The following is a 16,998-nucleotide window of genomic DNA, read 5'->3' on the forward strand; positions in this document are numbered from 1 at the left end:
AGTGCCTATTGGTTTGTATCAGCGTTGGCTTCAGCTCGTTCCACAGCTGATCGTAGATTTGGGTTTGTCAGTAAATGACTAGTGGCTTGGCGAAGGCGTTCTCCCCAGAGCTGCTCTTTCTGGTGTCTTGGTAAGACGTAATTTGGATTTTCTGAAAGGGCTTGGTTGGCAAGTGCGAGTGCTTCTGTGCTGTCAGGGTTGATTTGATTCAATGCAGCCGCAAGGGCAAGCATTGGTTCAGCATTGCGTTTGATTTGTAGTACACGCCGCCAGCGGTTGATGGCAGCTTTGATTTTGCCCATTTCAAACAACACGATTCCTTGGTTGTTAACGGCTTCCCAGAATGTTGGCTGCAAGCCGGATGCCTTTTCAAAGGCCTCGAGAGCGATTTGAAGATTGGCTTGCATCACTCTTGCGTTGCCTAGGTCAAAGTAAGCACCAGCATTATTTGGGTCGAGTTCTAGACCTTGGATGAGGAGGCTCACGGCGTCTGCAGGCCGGTTATCGCGCAGGGCAAGGGAAGCTTCAGCGAACCAAAGGCCTGCTTTCTTGGGGTTGAGTTGTTTTGCTCGCGCTAGAGAATGGCTTGCAGCATCAAGTTGATCGCTGCGTAGTTGGGCTTCTGCAAAAATTGACCAGAGACGCTCATCTTCTGGTTGCAGTCGGACAGCAAGTGCTGCCAAGAGCGCGGCCTCTTTTGGTTGACCCAGTTGCAGCAATTGGGCGGCTGTGCGTCCAATGCCGAGGCTGGCTCCTTTTAATTCAAGAGGACTTGGCTCGTAGACGTAGGGAATGAGGGCATGAGTCGGAGGTGTTGCCACAATTGTGGTGATGAGCCCTAGAACAGCTCCTCTGAGCCAGCCGTTAAGCGGTTTATATCGCAGCTGGTTCAGTTTCATTCCATGGATTTAGTGCTTTTGCAGCGTAGGAGGTTTGTTGGTTTGCGTTGAGGCTGCATTTCGACGCCACATCCATGGTTTGATTCTTTTCAGAGCAGATCCGCGTAATTGTTCACTCCAAGTTGTATCGCTCCATGAGAGGGCTTGATTGCGCGTCAGCTTGAGTAACCAATCACGAGGCTGTACATCAGGATCATTGCTATGGGGAAGAGATTGTTGATTCCATGGGCAGACGTCTTGACAGATGTCACATCCGGCGACCCAATCCCCCAAGGACCTCACAATGTTTTCTGGTAAGTCAGGGTTGCGGTTTTCGATTGTGTGGTAGGCCAGGCATCGACGTGAATCGATCACAAAAGGTTCGGTAATGGCTTGGGTGGGACATATCTCCACACAGGATTGGCATTTGCCGCACAGGGACTGGGCGGGTTGGTCTGGGGTGAGTGGTTCGGTGCAAAGAAGATGACCCAGCACCATCCATGAACCTCGCTGGGTATTGATCAGGTTGCTGTGCTTGCCGATCCAACCGAGACCGGCCTCTTCTGCCCAGGCTTTGTCGAGTAATGGAGCGGTATCTACGCAGATTTTCCAGCGGCAGTTAGGTCGCTGTTGTTCAAGCCAGCGACCTACTCTTCGGAGCCTTTGCTTGATTACTCGGTGATAGTCCCGTCCCCACGCATAGCGAGCAACAAATAATTTGCCTGGAGCTCTTTGTACATTGACGAAGTAGTTCAGACCTACCGCCAGCAGGCTTGTCATCCCTTCGAGTAGTTGGTCCGCCTGTTGCCTTTGCGATGAGGCCATCCATGCCATGTCGGCCTGATGACCAGCTTTTAGCCAGCGCTGTAGAGCAGCGGAGCGAAGTTGGAGTCGGTCACTACCAGGGAACCTGGCAATTCCTACAGGATCAAAACCTTGTTTTTTTGCTTGCTCTTTGAGCTCATGGCTGAGTTGATCTTGTTTGGCGCAGATTTTCACAACCATCAACCGTACACTTGATTACCTTTTGGCATCGTGCCTTGCCTGCTTCTGAGTTGGGATCAAGTTCAGCCGGTCGTTTAACTCCTTTGATGCGCTGGCTTGGACTCACCCTCGTGATTTTGCTGCTGTTGCAGATGGTTGTCTTGCTTGGTGCAAGCGATTGGGCTTCGGTGGAGTTTCAGCAAGTGATGGTTCAGCGTTTGGTTACGCTTTCTCCGATGGGATTTATAGGTCTGTTGCTGATGTTGATCAGTTCCAGGCTGGATCATCCAGGCAAAGCAAAACTGCCGATTCGCTGGCTGATTTGTGCTTTTTCTAGTCTTTTTGCTATTGCCATGATCGCAGTGATTCCCATGGCGATCTCCGGTAATCAGACCCTCGCTGGTCAGGCAAATCAAACTTTGAAGCAAAGGCGAGATCAGCTTGAGGAAGCCCGTAGACAGGCTCAGAACCCTGAAGCTCTCAAGGTCCTTGGTAATCAGCTTGCACAAGCTGGTCAGTTGCCTGCTACTGCAACAGATGAAGATCAGCAAAAGGCAGCCAATGATTTCGTCTCTGGTCAATTGACTCAGATGGATCAGCAGATCCAGCAAATGGAGCGGCAGCGCAATCTTGCAGTGAATCAGCGTCGTTTTGGTGGCACCCTTAGTGCTGTTGTGCTTGCAGTGGCTTTTGTGTTGCTGGCGCTCACAGCCGTGCTTTAAAACTCGGCAGAAGTCAGACAGCTGGTTAGGTTGGTTCAATCAAGTCCGCTTTTGGCCTCAGACTTTCCTTGGTGCAGTCCAATCCCAGAACAGATCTTCCGCTGACCTCAAGGCTTCAGCAGGATCTCAAGAACGATCTCATTGCAGGGTTGTTGGTAGTCATACCTTTGGCGACAACGATCTGGTTGGCTACCACTGTAAGCAGATTTGTACTGGCATTTCTTACGTCGATCCCCAAACAGGTCAATCCGTTCATCACCCTTAATCCACTTCTTCAGGATCTGATTAATTTGAGCCTGGGCCTTACGGTGCCGTTGCTTGGCATCCTTTTGATTGGCTTGATGGCTCGCAATATTGTTGGACGTTGGCTGCTTGAGTTTGGTGAGGGAACTCTTTCTCGGATACCTCTTGCTGGTTCGGTTTATAAGACCCTTAAGCAGCTTTTGGAAACGTTCCTAAGAGATAATTCGAAGCGTTTTCGTCGAGTGGTGTTGGTGGAATATCCCCGTGAGGGCTTGTTTAGTGTTGGGTTTGTGACCGGTTTGGTAGGTCCCTCACTACAAGCTGAGCTTGATCAGCCCTTGCTGAGTGTGTTTATTCCCACGGCTCCTAACCCCACCACAGGTTGGTATACCTTGGTGCCGGAATCTTCGGTTCGCAATTTAAATATTTCCGTGGAGGATGCTTTCCGCACAATTATTTCAGCAGGAATTGTGAACCCTGATGAACAAGAGCCTCCTATGAATCGTAGTTTCTCAAGTTTGATGACTCAATTGCGTTCTAATACTGCCCCGTCTTCTACGACTACGACCCAGGTTTGAGTTCGTCTCCTCCAGTTCTTGTGTCGATCATGCATTCTAGATCACTTGCTCGAGAACTGGCTCTTTTGGTGCTTGGTCAGATTCCCGAACGTGAAAGTTCGAGGTTGAAAACAATATCTTTGGAGAGTCTTCTTCAGAAGGCCTTTGATACCCTGAGTCAGCATTGGAGAGAGGGTCTTGATACTTGTGCTGTTGAGCTTGAGAATGCTCAACAGCATTTACTCGATAGTGAGTTTCAAGATCGTGATGCGAGCTCTACGAGTCAGGTTCGTGAGCATTTACAGGCTTGTCTTATTGGTGCAGAACAGGTGATTAATGGTGTTTCAACAAGTTTGGAAATCCCACGTTTGCTGGCTTTAGGAAACCAGGAGCAGATTCGGCTTGGGGCTCTAGAGCGTGTGAGGTTGGTGATAGAACAACGCAACAGCATTGATGCAAGTATTGATGCTGTTATGGAGGGCTGGCGCTTGAGTCGTTTGCCTCGTATTGATCGGGATATCTTGAGGTTGGCCGTGGTGGACTTGACTGCTCTTCAGACTCCATCTGCTGTGGCTTGCAATGAAGCTGTTGAATTGGCCCATCGCTACAGCGATGATCAAGGTCGTCGCATGATTAATGGTGTGTTGAGACGCTTGAATGATGCCTCTACTGTGACGTTGGCCTAATGGTTTACGACTGGTTTAATCGTCAAGCCAGTGACGATGTTTCTACTGAGAAAGTTTTAGAGGAGAAGGCAGAAGGCTCTGAGGATGTCAGCTCCGATTCGTTTAATAATCAAGAGGAATCTTCTCCAATGAACCAGGAGGAATCCTCTTTGGAGTGGGCTCGCAGTGCTTATGCCCGCTTAAAAGCACAGCAAGAGCAGCAGAAAACGTCACAGGCTTCAGTTGAGATTGACTCTGCTAGCGAAACAGTCCTTACTGCGAATGTTCAACCTGAATTGATTGCTCAGTCTTCAAGTCCTGAGGCTGGGGGTTCTTTATTGGAGCAAGCTGCGCTCCAGAGGCAGTCTCGTGAACAAGAGCTTGAAGCAAGGGTTGAGGAGGTTTCGCCTCAACTAGCTCAGCAATCTCAATTTTCGGAAACGTCGCCTGAACCCAAGCTTGGTGAGTTTGACGAAACCTTTGCGTGGTCTGCAGAAGTGCTTGCCGCACAGGGGCGTAAGCCGGAAAAAATTTCTTTAGAGGAGATTGATTGGTTGGGTCGACTCAGGCGTGGTCTTGAAAAGACCCGTCAAGGTTTTGTCAAAGGCCTTTTGGAAAACCTCGGGGATGACCCCCTTACTCCTGAGGTTCTTGATGACCTTGAAACATTACTTTTGAGAGCTGATGCGGGAGTTGAAGCTACGGATCAAGTTCTCGATGCGCTTCGTCGCCGAATGAACGAAGAAGTTGTGGATCCTGCTGAAGGACTTCGCTTTCTTAAACAACAACTTTGCAATCTTTTGGAGGCTCCGGTTCAGGACACTGGCACTGATCTTTTAGCGCCAGAACGGGGTCGTCTCAATATCTGGTTATTTGTGGGAGTCAATGGTGTTGGCAAGACCACCACTCTTGGCAAGTTGGCAAACTTGGCAGTACGCAGTGGTTATACCGCTTTGATTGCTGCTGCTGACACCTTTCGGGCCGCTGCTGTTGAACAGGTCAAGGTGTGGGGTGCTCGCAGTGGTGTTCCGGTCATAGCCAATTCCACTGCCAATGCTGATCCTGCTGCTGTTGTGTTTGATGCAATTGGTGCGGCCCGATCTAAATCAACAGACCTTGTGCTTGTTGACACAGCTGGTCGTTTGCAGACAAAGCACAATTTGATGGAGGAGCTACAAAAGGTTCGACGAATTATTGATCGTTTAGCACCTGAAGCCAGGGTTGAATCTCTTTTGATACTTGATGCCAGTCAAGGTCAGAACGGATTGCGACAAGCCATGGCTTTTGCCCAGGCGGCCGCTCTTACAGGGGTAGTGATTACCAAGTTGGATGGCACATCTCGTGGTGGCGTGGCCTTAGCGGTGGCTTCAGAAGCGAGGTTGCCGATTCGTTTTATCGGCGCTGGTGAAGGGATCCGTGATTTACGACCGTTCAACAGTTTTGAATTTGTTGAGGCACTCTTGGCTAACTATTGATGTTCTGGCGGCTGCCTGAAGCAGTTGATCTTGCTAACTTTCTAACCCTGCTGTGCCGTTGCTGTGAGCAGTAAGTCGCCACGGCGACATCCGACGCCTTCTTTTCGTAGCGCTTCTCAGCAGGTGTCAGCCTCTACGTCGTTGCGGCAATTGCTTGATAGCTTGTCGAGGGAGCAGCGCCGCAATCAGGACTTGTTGGTTTCGTTGGGTTTTGCCCTGCGCAGTTTCACCAATCTGCATCGTTTTCTCGAATTGGTCCCTGTGGTGGCCTCCCGCCTGGTGGGCGTACAAGGAGCATTGCTCGTGCCTTTTCAGGCTGATGGTCGTTTGTGGAGGGAGCAGCTTCAGGCAGTTCCATTTGATCAGAGTCAGGAATTAGTGAGGCAGTTGGCTTCATTTGAAGCAGGTTTTGCCACAGGTTTCGGTACTGATGAGGCACAGGTTCTTGCTATGGATCAGCTGGTTCAGCGCCATTTGGCTAGGGCCGGGATGTTTGCCACCTCATTAGTTGCTCGCGGGCAGCAGCGTGGCAGGCTTTATGTTTTTGATCCTCAAGCAGCTCTGATTTGGAGTGATGTTCACCGTCGCCATGTGCAGTTGGTGGCAGACCTGACTGGGGTGGCTATTGAGAACGATCTGATGCTTCAGGAGGCCCGTCTTCACGAGCGGGTTGATCGTCAACTCAGTATCGGGGCAGAGATTCAGGCTCAGCTTTTGCCGGATCGTTGTCCTGTGATTGAAGGTGTCGAGCTTGCAGCTCGTTGCCGTCCCGCCTTTCAGGTTGGCGGCGATTATTACGATTTCATTCCTACCCGTCCAGAACTGATCGGTCGACGCAAGGAACGAGGTCGTTGGGGTCTTGTGATGGGAGATGTGATGGGTAAGGGCGTACCTGCTGGTTTATTAATGACCATGCTCAGGGGCATGTTGCGTGCAGAGGTGTTAAGTGGTCTGCCGCCAAATCGGATTCTCCATGATCTCAATCAGCTAGCTCAAGAGGACTTGGCTCAGTCCCATAGGTTTGTGACTCTTTTTTATTCTGACTACGATCCGCGCACGCGTCGTCTTCGCTATGCAAATGCTGCTCATAATCCTCCTCTGATCTGGCGAGCTGAGCAACGCAGTGTGAGCCGGCTTGATGTGCCTGGTTTGTTGATTGGACTTCAGCCAGAGGCGGATTACAGCTGTGGTGAAATTTTGCTCAAGCCTGGTGACGTGATTATTTACTACACAGACGGTGTTACCGAAGCTCCTGGCATCACCGGAGATCGTTTTGATGAAGCTCGCTTGATTCGCACAATGGAGGGATCTTGTCGAAGTGGTTTAGGCGCACAGGGGATTCTTGATCAGTTATTTGCCCGTTTGGATCGGTTTGTCGGTGTGGACCATCAACTGGAAGATGATGCCTCAATGGTGGTTTTGAAAGTGCCAGAGGAGGTAACGCTGCCGTCTGTGTCCCTGGCCTGACAAGCTGTTGACTCGCTGCTCATGAAGGGATGGCAGGTGGAGTAACCGGTGGTTCTGCAGAAGGCTGGAGCAAAAGGTTTGAAGAGGGATTGCATCCGGTTATTGAGCGGTTCAATGCTTCCATCAGCTTTGACATCACTCTGCTTCAAGAAGATTTGGATGGGTCTATCGCTCATGCACGCATGCTTGGCGAATGTGGAGTGATCAGTCTTGAAGAGGCGGCTCAGCTTGAGGGCGGCCTTGAGAAAATCCGCTCAGAGGCAGCGGCAGGAGAGTTTCAGCCAGGACTTGTTGATGAAGATGTTCATTTCGCTGTTGAAAGGCGGCTGATCGCTTTATTGGGGCCTGTCGGTAAGAAACTTCATACCGGCCGAAGTCGCAATGATCAGGTAGGCACGGATCTGCGCTTGTGGTTACGGCGTCGCTTGGATGATTTGGATTGTGAACTGGAGCGGTTTCAGCATGCTCTTTTGACACAGGCAGAATCCCATCGTCAAACTTTGATTCCCGGCTACACCCACTTACAGCGTGCCCAGCCGCTTTGCTTGGCCCATCATCTTTTGGCTTATATCGAGATGATCCAAAGGGATAGAGATCGGCTTAAAGATGTTCGCGGAAGAGTCAATATTTCGCCGCTTGGCGCGGCTGCCCTTGCAGGAACATCAGTGCCTATTGATCGCCAAAATACAGCAACAGCACTTGGCTTTGAGTGTATTTACGCGAATAGCCTGGATGCGGTAAGTGATCGCGATTTTGCTGTTGAGTACACAGCGGCGGCTTCGTTGGTCATGGTCCATCTCAGTCGCCTGGCGGAGGAGGTGATTTTCTGGGCGTCTGAGGAATTTGCATTTGTGCGTCTCAGCGACCGTTGTGCCACTGGCAGCAGCTTGATGCCTCAGAAGAAGAATCCTGATGTGCCTGAATTGGTACGAGGCAAATGTGGTCGTGTGTTTGGTCACCTTCAGGGTCTCCTGACCATGATTAAGGGATTGCCATTGGCTTACAACAAGGATTTTCAGGAGGATAAGGAAGCTCTCTTTGACACCGTTCGCACTACTAAAGATTGTGTAGAAGCCATGTCGATTTTGATGGAGCAAGGGTTGGAGTTTTGTTCGGAACGCTTGGCAGCTGCCGTTGAATCCGATTTTTCCAATGCCACTGATGTGGCTGACTACTTGGTTGCTAAAGGAGTGCCCTTTCGGGAGGCCTACCAATTGGTGGGTGCGGTTGTGAAGCGTTGTTTAGACGAAGGGATTTTGCTTTGTGATCTAAGCCTTGAACAATGGCAGGAATTTCACTCTGCTATTGCTGAGGATTTGCATGAAGCATTGGCTCCAAAGCGGGTTGTGGCTGTGCGGATTAGTGAAGGTGGCACTGGTTTTGATCGAGTTGAGGAGCAACTGCGCCACTGGCGTAGCCGCCTTGATTCCGTTCTGTCATGATCGAAATGCCTCGGCGGGTCTACGCTGATAGCGCCAAAGGTGGATTGATTCATTCTCGAATCATGAACTAATGGCTATACCTGGCCAATTGGTCCACTACTTTTTTTACGGTCCACAAGGAAAGTGAGTATTTTCGTCGGCAATCTCCCCTTCCGCGCTGAGCAGGAAGACGTTATTGAATTGTTTGCACCTTTTGGTGAGGTTGCGAATTGTGCTTTGCCCTTGGAACGCGACACAGGACGCAAAAGGGGCTTTGCTTTTGTTGAGATGGCTGATGAGTCAGCTGAGCCTGCGGCTATCGAAGCTCTTCAAGGGGCGGAAATGATGGGTCGCCCTTTGAGGATCAATAAGGCAGAGCCACGTGGCAGTGCGCCCCGTCGCGGCGGTGGCGGATATGGCGGTGGTGGTGGCGGATATGGCGGTGGTGGCGGCGGATATGGCGGTGGTGGTGGCGGATATGGCGGTGGTGGTGGCGGATATGGCGGTGGTGGTGGCGGATATGGCGGTGGTGGCGGCGGATATGGCGGTGGTGGCGGTGGTGGAGATCGTGGTTCCGGAGCTCGTGGTTGGGAAGATCGCAGTTATGGCGGAGCCCCTCCTGAAACAAGTTCCTATGACGAGGGTCGCACTCGTCGTCGTAGGGGAGGAGCTGCACCTGAGGGTGAAGGTGGTGACAGCTACAGCGGATATGGGGGAGCGGAGGGCTGAGTGAAGTCCTTATAGCCCGGCATCTTCAAGTTGCTGGGCTGCTTTTTGCAGCACTGTTAGATCGGCATCGGCTTTTTGAGCCTTAATGCCAAGGTCTCGTCTCCAGGATTTGGCGCCCGGTACCCCTTCAACGAGTTGTAAAAGATGTCGGCAAAGATCCCATAGCCGGCCACCTCGGCTCAGGTGGGTTTCGGCATGAGGGAGTAATCCTCCTATGACTTGAGAAGCATTGATTGAGCGTGGTTCTTCTCCATAGACCAGCTCATCCATGCTCTGCCAGCGGAGCGGATGCGCATACGCTGCTCGCCCCACCATTGCCCCATCACAGGTTTGCAGCGCTGTTAGGCAGTCGGCAGGGTGTTCTAGTCCTCCATTGATTTCAATAGTGAGCTGCGGGCGTTGTTGCTTGAGATGGGTGACTCGTTGATGTTGAAGTGGTGGAATCGTGCGGTTTTGTTTGGGGTCAAGCCCTTCTAGCCAGGCTTTTCGTGCATGCACAGTAAAGCGAGTGGCTCCTGCGATGGACACTCGGTCGACAAAGGTCATGAGTAGAGCGTCGCTATCGAAATTATCAATTCCTAGACGGTGTTTCACGGTGACTGGAAGAGGGCTCGCCATCGCCATCGCTTCAACACAACGTGCGACTTGATCAGGTTTAGCCATTAGGCAGGCACCGAAGTTGCCTGCTTTTGCTCTTGAGCTGGGACATCCCACGTTGAGGTTGATTTCGTCGTAGCCCCAGGCATCGGCCAGACGCGCTGCTTCTGCAAGCATTTTTGGATCATCGCCTCCTACTTGTAGAGACAGGGGATGCTCGATGATGTCGAAATCGAGCAGATGATCAAGACGGTTGCTGTGATGCAGAGCTTGGGCCACCAACATTTCCGTGTAAAGCAACGCCCGGCGACTGATTTGTCGCATTAGTACCCTGAAGTGTCGATCTGTGCAGTCGAGCATTGGAGCCACGCTGAACCGATAAGCACCATCAACCTGTGGCGTGAAACGAGCAATCATTGATTCATGCTGCCTTCATAGTTGTGTTGCGCTTTCCTAGAAAGAAGGTCATTGATTTTGGCTGCGCTTATGCCCATTACTGCTTTGCTATTGAGTCGTCGTTCTCTGCTGATCGCCACTATTGCAGGAGCCTTTGGTGTTTATAGGAGACCTGCAGCAGCCTTTGCTGCTACGAGGGCTGAGGATCTTGATTGGTCGCTTAGTAATGAGCAGTGGGCAAAGCGTCTTTCTCCTGAGGCTTATCGGGTGCTTCGAGAGGAGGGAACCGAGCGCCCTTTTACGAGTTCTCTCGACAAGGAGAAGCGTGTGGGCATCTATCACTGTGCAGGTTGCGATCTGCCGTTGTTTTCTTCTGCGGCGAAATTCGATAGTGGTACTGGCTGGCCAAGTTTCTGGGAGCCCCTTGCTGGAGCTATTCAAACGAAAGTAGATTTCAAATTGATTATTCCTCGCAGCGAATATCATTGCCGGCGCTGTGGCGGTCATCAGGGACATGTCTTCAATGATGGTCCCAGGCCAACCGGCAAGCGCTATTGCAATAACGGAGTTGCCCTTACTTTCCGACCCGCCAGTTGATTTGATCGTTGTTGGTGGTGGTGCCTCAGGTTTTTTTGGGGCAATCACTGCGGCTGAGGAGGGTTTGGCTTTTGTGCATGTGTTGGAGGCCACCTCTGAGCCATTGACGAAGGTGAAGATCAGTGGTGGCGGCCGTTGCAACGTGACTCATGCCTGCTGGGAGCCAGGTGATTTGGTGACCAATTACCCCCGAGGTGGCCGCCCATTGCGGGGCCTCTTTAGCCGTTTTGCTACCGGTGATGCGGTGGCTTGGTTTGCCGATCGGGGCCTGGAGCTTGTGGCAGAGCCGGATGGGCGAATGTTCCCTGTGGCTAATTGCTCCTCTGCAGTGGTGGCGTGTCTGAAGCAGGCAGCAGTGTTGGCTGGAGTCAGCTTGCGCAGTCAGAAGGTTGTACAGAGCTTGGAGCGTAGGCGTGCTGCAGGGTTCTTAGTTCAATGTCGGGATGGGTCTTCTTTTCAGGCTCAAAGGGTTTTATTGGCTACGGGTGGGCATCCCAGTGGTCGTCGCTTGGCGGCAGCGATGGGTCATCAGCTTGTGCCGTCAGTTCCTTCTCTGTTCAGTCTTGCTCTGGAGGCACCTGCGTTAATCGCCTGTTCTGGTGTGGCTCTCGATGGCGTTCATCTAAGTCTTAAGGCTGGAGGTCAAAACTTTCAGCAGACCGGCAGGGTATTGATTACTCATTGGGGATTAAGTGGGCCCGCGATTTTGCGGCTTACTGCTTTTGCTGCAAGGGCTTTGCAAGGCGATCACTATCGGGGAAAGCTTTTTGTCAATTGGCTTGGCATGAGTAGTCACAATCTGGTGAAGCAGTCAATGCGTGACCTACGTCATCACCAAGGTCGACGCACTCTGGGATCAGCTCGTCCTCTGCCCAACTTGCCCCGTCGTCTTTGGTTGTCCTTGTTGGCTCAAGTGGGTGCTACTCGGGATTTGCGTTGGGCGGATTGTCCTGCCCGTTTGGAACGTCTTTTGTTTGAAGCTTTGGTTGCTAGCTGTTACTCAATCGGTGGCAAGGGGCCATTTGGAGAAGAGTTCGTTACGGCTGGGGGAGTGCAGTTGGGCGAGGTGAATCTCGCGACGATGGAGAGTCGGGTTTGTCCAGGTCTGTATTTTGCTGGGGAACTTCTCGATGTGGATGGGCTGACGGGGGGGTTCAACTTCCAGCATTGTTGGACCAGTGGTTGGCTTGCTGGTCAGGCCATTGCAAAGAGTTTGCAGTTCGCTACTGGATCTGATCAAACACGGTGAACATCGGGAGATACATCGCTAGCAGGATGGAGCCCACGATGACACCCACTACAACGATCATCGCGGGTTCAAGCATTGAGGTCAGAGCCTTCACCGAGGAAGAGACCTCATCCTCGTAAAAATCAGCCACCTTGCTGAGCATTTGATCCATCTCTCCGGTTTCCTCGCCAATGGCCAGCATGTTTAAGGCCATGTCTGGAAGCACTTTTTGGCGAATTAAGGCAGCACTAAGGAGCACTCCTTCTTGAACAAGGGTGCGTGATTCAAGAATGGCGTCGGAAATGATCGCATTGCCAGCGGTTTCGCTGGCAATTTCTAGTGACATCAGGATTGGTACGCCTGCTTTGATCAATGAGCTGAAGATTCTGCAGAATTGAGCGGTGGCAGTTTTGATGATCAGAGTGCCGAATAGGGGGATTCTCAGTTTCAGTCGATCGATCTGACGGCGTCCTTGGTGAGTGGAGTAGTAGCGGTTGAAAATCCAAGCGCACGCCAGTAGGACACCTGTTAATAGCAGGGAAAAGGAGGAACGCAATAATTTGCTTAGGTCGACCATGAACTGAGTGAACAGGGGCAGCTCGGCGCCTAAATCTTCAAAGATTTCTGCAAAGGTCGGGATCAAGAAGATTGTCATGCCTAGGAAGACGAGGATGGCTATCACCAGCACAGTGATTGGGTAACCAAGGGCCCCTTTGATTTGGTTCTTGAGTCGGGCATTGTCTTCTAATAACTTGGCGAGTCTCTTGAGAGATTCATCCAAAACACCACCAGCTTCTCCGGCTTCCACCATTGCGATACTGAGTTGGTCGAATACCTTTGGCCACTTGCTCATAGCAGTGCCCATGGCACTGCCTTCATTTACATCAAGACTCACCTTCATCAGTGCACGTTTGAACATAGGCAAGCGCTGCTGACTAGCCATTAGGTCGAGACTGCGCACGATCGGAACGCCTGCATCCACCAGAGTTGCCAATTTGCTTGCGAAAACTGCTTTGTCTTTTACACCTGGGGACTTTTCGAAAGCGGCACTTAGATCGATGGAAAATAGTCCAAGATTTGATGATTTTGTATTCTTTTGGCGGTCAATTTTTTTGCTACTTTCTTGTCCTTTATTGCTGAGCGCTGCTTTCAGGTCAGTTGCTCGTATTCCACGACGACGTAGTAATTTTTTTGCGGTTGTTAGGTCGGCCGCTTTGATGGTTATTGTGCGTGTTTGACCACTTGCGGATTCGTAGGTGGCGACGAATGATGTCATCGCTTAGGCCTGTCTCTTAGCCATCGTTGAGGAGTTGCTCCAGTTCGCTGGGTTTACTGGCTTTGGCGATGGCTTCAGAGCGGCTAATTTCACCCTGTTTAGTTAGATTCGCAAGGGCTTTTTCTAGTGTTTGCATCCCTAGTTCTCCTCCGGTTTGAATTTGGGAGTAGAGCTGTGCGGTTTTGCCTTCTCTGATCAGGTTTGCTGTGGCTGGCGTGTTGATCAAGATTTCTTGAGCCATGACCCGCCCAAATTGTTCTGGTTGTGGATTTAGGCGCCGGCAGAGGGTTTGAGAAAAAATGGCTAGCAGGCTTCCTGAGAGTTGAACTCTGATTTGGGTTTGCTGGTTTGGGGGGAAAACATCAACCATGCGATCGACCGTTTGTGCCGCCGAGTTGGTGTGCAGGGTGCCGAATACGAGGTGACCTGTTTCGGCGGCGCTGATGGCCAGTTGAATGGTTTCCAGGTCGCGCATTTCGCCCACGAGGATCACATCTGGATCTTCGCGTAGTGCCGCACGCAGGGCATTGCCAAAACTGCGTGTGTCTTCATTGAGCTGTCGCTGGTGCACAAGGCTGAGATCGCTTTTGTATACAAATTCGATTGGATCTTCGATTGTGAGGATGTGTTCGCTTCTGGTGTGATTGATGTGGTCCAGCAGGGAAGCAAGGGTTGTTGTTTTGCCTGATCCGGTTGGTCCTGTTACTAGCACTAATCCCCTTGGTCGTTTGCTGGTTTCTATGACTACTGATGGCAGGTTGAGACTTTCAATACTCGGGATAGTGCTGCCAAGAGCACGTAGACAGGCGGCGTAACTTCCCTTCTGTCGATAGACATTCACACGAAAGCGCGCCACACCCTTTAGCCCATAGGCACAGTCAAGCTCCCAGATTTGTTCCAGAGTCTTTCTCTGACTGTTGTTGAGCATTGAGAAAATCAGCTTGTTGCATGTTTCTTCGGATAGGGGGGTATTGGTCATTGGCCTCAATTCACCGCTGAATCGTCCATACGGGGGTTGGCCGGTAGCAATGTGCAGATCACTGCCGCCACCTTGCACCAGCTGTTCCATCAGGTCCTCGATCATTAGATCCATGACGGGTCCTTCATTGGCGAGCGGTTAGACAGTAGGGACATTCCAGCCAGCCGTCTTGGAGGCCTGCCCCGCAGACGTTGCAGGTAAGAGTGCTAAGGGCTCTGGCGCGGCGCTCTGATTCCAATCCGGAATCGGTGAGGATCATTCGGCCTACTTCCTCAAGGGTGGTGTGGCCTTCTCGCACCAGGTCAAGGCTGTAGCCCAATAGAGTTTTCATACCAGCCTCGAGCGCCAGACGTCTTACTAAATCAGTAGTGGCACCTTTGGCGACGGCTGAAGCGAGCTCTTCGTTCATGCGTAGTACTTCATAGACACCAACTCGGCCCTTGTAGCCGCTGCCTTGACAGTTGGGGCACGGCTGTTTTTCTTGACCGTGATGGTGGGCCTTGAAAAAGGTCACCCCAGTTTCTGTATGGGCCATCAAGCCGAATCGCCCCAGCTCTTTTTCAGTTGGGTGATATGACTTACGACAAGAACGGCACACTCTTCGTAGAAGTCGTTGAGAGACGATGCCAATCAACGAGGCGCTCACCATGAATGGTTCCACGCCCATCTCGTTGAGGCGGGCGATCGCACTTGATGCGTCATTGCAATGCAGTGTGGTTAGTACCAGATGACCAGTCAGTGCGGCTTCGATGGCGGTTTTTGCGGTTTCTAGGTCACGGGTTTCACCGACCAGCAGAACGTCTGGGTCTTGACGCATGAAGGCTCTCAGTGCAGTACTGAAATCGAAGCCTTTTTCCCTATTCACTTGACATTGGGTAATCCCAGGGAGGGTGTATTCGATGGGATCTTCTACGGTGGAAATGTTGATACCAGGCTCGTTGCGTTCTGCCAGGAGGGAGTAAAGGGTTGTTGACTTGCCTGACCCTGTTGGACCTGTCACAAGGATCATGCCGAAGGGCTTAGAGCCCAAGTTGCGTACGAGAGAGAGAGCACTTGGGTTGCTGATCAGTTTGTCTAACCCGAGTTGTGGAGCACTGCTGTCGAGGAGTCGCAGACAGATTTTTTCCCCGTAACGGCTTGGCAGGCTATTAACCCTGAAATCGACCATACGATTGCGATATGTGCGACGAATGCGACCGTCCTGAGCCATGCGCCGTTCTGCGATGTCTAGGTCGGCCATGATCTTGAAGCGTGAGGTAACAGCAGGGATCAATCGGCTCGGGAGGGGTTCGATATAGCGTTGCAGGACACCGTCTTGACGGAAGCGGATCTGTAGTCCGTCTTGTTGCGGCTCAACGTGTACATCGCTGGCTTCTGTTTGCAGTGCCTCTAGCAATATGCGGTCCACCAGGTTGATGACTGGTGAACTGTCTGAGTCCATCAAGCTGGACTCCAAATCCTCTACGGAACTAGCAAGTCTGGCTTGTTCTTCAGGATCTTCTTCGAGCACGCCTTCGGCACTAAATCCTGCCAGCAGGGAGGTTGGTGTTTGTGCAATTGGCTTTGTTGTTTTTGACTTGGATGCAGATTCAACGTGCTGCTCAGATCTCATTGGTGCAAGCAGCTGGCTGATGTCGGCTGCAAGCGCGAGACGGAATTCTGTGCTGAAGCCTTGGGACTGCAGCACTGAGATCAGTTGATTTTTGGTTTGCTCATTGCATTGGTCCGAGATGGCTAAAACCAAATGTTGGTTGTGCATGTTGATTGGCAGGGCCTGGAATTGTTGCCACGTTGAGATGTCAAGAGTGGTGTGGTTGGCCATTAGCTCCACTCCGACAACAAGTTCTTCGTGGCTAAGCACATTGACTTGTAGGAGCAGTTCCAGTTCCAGTCGCTGCTGGATGCTGTTGGTTGCTTTGGGGATTGGTCGGCCCTGGGTCACGAAGAAGAAATGAAATTGGAGGTGCGGGCTTCCGCCGCTTGTGGGAGGTGTGCTATTCCCATCAACATGTCTAGACGTGAATTTGCAAACGGTCAGCATGAGTGGCGACGCCCCTACCCCAGCTCACGATCCTGCTGCTGAGGGTTTAGAGGCTTCCGTGCCTCTGGAATCAGTGGCATCGATGAATTCCGACGAGGGTCAGTCTTCAGCTCAATCTGCACCATTAGCGGATAATGAAGCTCGCTTACAGCAGTTGGAGCAGGAGCACAGCAGCCTGCGGGAAGAGCACGAAACTCTTCGTAGTCAGTACATGCGGATTGCTGCAGATTTCGATAATTTCCGCAAACGTCAGAGTCGCGATCAGGACGATCTTCGATTGCAGCTCATTTGTACTACTTTGAGTGAAATTCTGCCGGTGGTGGACAATTTTGAGCGAGCTCGTCAGCAATTAGAGCCTCAGGGAGAGGAGGCTCAGGCTCTTCATCGCAGTTATCAGGGTCTTTATAAACAGCTTGTTGATGTGCTCAAGCAATTGGGCGTTGCTTCAATGCGGGTTGTTGGGCAGGCGTTTGATCCCACGCTCCATGAGGCTGTTTCACGAGAGCCCAGTGAGGAGCATCCAGAGGATGTAGTCACAGAGGAACTTCAGCGCGGATATCACCTCAATGGCAGGGTGCTTCGCCATGCTCTTGTGAAGGTGTCTATGGGACCAGGCCCGCAGAGTGGCGCCTCTCCTTCTTCAGCTCAACCCAATGATGACTCCACTGCAACTTTTCAAGGTGAGGCAGATCCTGCCCAACCAGGGGTCTGATTGCATGCTGTTGCCCTTTAGGGTGAAGGAG

16 protein-coding genes are annotated in these 16,998 nt (G+C 51.6%); 10 read left to right on the forward strand and 6 right to left on the reverse strand.

Annotated elements, in window-relative coordinates; all coding sequences use genetic code 11:
• Positions 1 to 5: 5 nt before the first annotated feature.
• Together SIB79_RS11800 and queG are read right to left on the reverse strand one after the other, a co-directional pair.
• Entirely contained in the window at positions 6 to 899 is an 894-nt protein-coding gene (locus SIB79_RS11800) for a tetratricopeptide repeat protein (RefSeq protein ID WP_063404357.1), read from the reverse strand.
• A gap of 9 nt (positions 900 to 908) precedes the next feature.
• On the reverse strand, positions 909 to 1,883 hold the full coding sequence (gene queG, locus SIB79_RS11805) for a tRNA epoxyqueuosine(34) reductase QueG (protein ID WP_063404356.1): 975 nt from the start codon (positions 1,881 to 1,883) through the stop codon (positions 909 to 911).
• Between the two features lie 86 nt (positions 1,884 to 1,969).
• On the opposite strand from queG, the gene SIB79_RS11810 reads away from it, so the two are divergent.
• From SIB79_RS11810 to SIB79_RS11840, 7 genes are all read left to right on the forward strand, one after another.
• Positions 1,970 to 2,584 carry an HpsJ family protein gene (locus tag SIB79_RS11810; RefSeq protein WP_063405308.1) on the forward strand — a complete coding sequence of 205 codons (615 nt, stop codon included), beginning with the start codon at positions 1,970 to 1,972 and terminating at the stop codon, positions 2,582 to 2,584.
• Between the two features lie 68 nt (positions 2,585 to 2,652).
• Positions 2,653 to 3,405, forward strand: a complete 753-nt coding sequence (locus SIB79_RS11815) for a DUF502 domain-containing protein (protein ID WP_041374634.1) — start codon at positions 2,653 to 2,655, stop codon at positions 3,403 to 3,405.
• Positions 3,406 to 3,434: 29 nt separating this feature from the next.
• Complete coding sequence (gene nusB / locus SIB79_RS11820) at positions 3,435 to 4,070, forward strand: transcription antitermination factor NusB (RefSeq protein WP_063404354.1); 636 nt, start codon at positions 3,435 to 3,437, stop codon at positions 4,068 to 4,070.
• The gene (gene ftsY / locus SIB79_RS11825; RefSeq protein WP_063404352.1) at positions 4,070 to 5,524 is read left to right on the forward strand and encodes a signal recognition particle-docking protein FtsY; all 1,455 of its coding nucleotides are present in this window, start codon (positions 4,070 to 4,072) and stop codon (positions 5,522 to 5,524) included. Before nusB ends, ftsY begins: the two co-directional genes overlap by 1 nt.
• Before the next feature lie 63 nt (positions 5,525 to 5,587).
• Entirely contained in the window at positions 5,588 to 6,991 is a 1,404-nt protein-coding gene (locus tag SIB79_RS11830) for a PP2C family protein-serine/threonine phosphatase (RefSeq protein WP_063404350.1), read from the forward strand.
• Positions 6,992 to 7,020: 29 nt separating this feature from the next.
• Positions 7,021 to 8,433: an argininosuccinate lyase gene (argH, locus tag SIB79_RS11835; RefSeq protein ID WP_063404348.1), complete on the forward strand. Its 1,413-nt coding sequence runs from the start codon at positions 7,021 to 7,023 to the stop codon at positions 8,431 to 8,433.
• A gap of 123 nt (positions 8,434 to 8,556) precedes the next feature.
• Positions 8,557 to 9,141, forward strand: coding sequence for an RNA recognition motif domain-containing protein (locus SIB79_RS11840; RefSeq protein WP_413681109.1), 585 nt, complete (start codon positions 8,557 to 8,559; stop codon positions 9,139 to 9,141).
• A 9-nt stretch (positions 9,142 to 9,150) separates the two neighbouring features.
• Here the strand turns inward: SIB79_RS11840 and dusA are convergent, their stop codons facing one another.
• Positions 9,151 to 10,155, reverse strand: a complete 1,005-nt coding sequence (gene dusA, locus SIB79_RS11845) for a tRNA dihydrouridine(20/20a) synthase DusA (protein WP_063404344.1) — start codon at positions 10,153 to 10,155, stop codon at positions 9,151 to 9,153.
• Positions 10,156 to 10,224: 69 nt separating this feature from the next.
• Here dusA and msrB point away from each other — a divergent pair, with 69 nt between their 5' ends.
• Both msrB and SIB79_RS11855 read left to right on the forward strand, forming a co-directional pair.
• Positions 10,225 to 10,731, forward strand: a complete 507-nt coding sequence (gene msrB, locus SIB79_RS11850; protein ID WP_063405306.1) for a peptide-methionine (R)-S-oxide reductase MsrB — start codon at positions 10,225 to 10,227, stop codon at positions 10,729 to 10,731.
• Entirely contained in the window at positions 10,658 to 11,980 is a 1,323-nt protein-coding gene (locus SIB79_RS11855) for an NAD(P)/FAD-dependent oxidoreductase (protein WP_063404342.1), read from the forward strand. The genes msrB and SIB79_RS11855 overlap by 74 nt, the downstream gene beginning before the upstream one ends.
• Here SIB79_RS11855 and SIB79_RS11860 read toward each other — a convergent pair.
• Genes SIB79_RS11860 through SIB79_RS11870 form a run of 3 tightly spaced genes read right to left on the reverse strand, consistent with a single transcriptional unit; the run spans position 11,955 to position 16,255 of the window.
• Positions 11,955 to 13,235: a type II secretion system F family protein gene (locus SIB79_RS11860; protein ID WP_063404340.1), complete on the reverse strand. Its 1,281-nt coding sequence runs from the start codon at positions 13,233 to 13,235 to the stop codon at positions 11,955 to 11,957. The two genes, SIB79_RS11855 and SIB79_RS11860, sit on opposite strands and share 26 nt — an antisense overlap.
• Before the next feature lie 16 nt (positions 13,236 to 13,251).
• Positions 13,252 to 14,328 carry a type IV pilus twitching motility protein PilT gene (locus SIB79_RS11865; RefSeq protein WP_011129398.1) on the reverse strand — a complete coding sequence of 359 codons (1,077 nt, stop codon included), beginning with the start codon at positions 14,326 to 14,328 and terminating at the stop codon, positions 13,252 to 13,254.
• Between the two features lie 10 nt (positions 14,329 to 14,338).
• Positions 14,339 to 16,255 carry a GspE/PulE family protein gene (locus tag SIB79_RS11870; RefSeq protein WP_063404339.1) on the reverse strand — a complete coding sequence of 639 codons (1,917 nt, stop codon included), beginning with the start codon at positions 16,253 to 16,255 and terminating at the stop codon, positions 14,339 to 14,341.
• Between SIB79_RS11870 and grpE the strand changes: the two genes are divergently transcribed.
• Positions 16,254 to 16,967, forward strand: a complete 714-nt coding sequence (gene grpE / locus SIB79_RS11875) for a nucleotide exchange factor GrpE (protein WP_063404337.1) — start codon at positions 16,254 to 16,256, stop codon at positions 16,965 to 16,967. The two genes, SIB79_RS11870 and grpE, sit on opposite strands and share 2 nt — an antisense overlap.
• The last annotated feature ends 31 nt before the right edge of the window (positions 16,968 to 16,998 follow it).

This window comes from Prochlorococcus sp. MIT 1342 (assembly GCF_047304495.1).
In the GTDB taxonomy this organism is placed as follows: domain Bacteria; phylum Cyanobacteriota; class Cyanobacteriia; order PCC-6307; family Cyanobiaceae; genus Prochlorococcus; species Prochlorococcus marinus_D.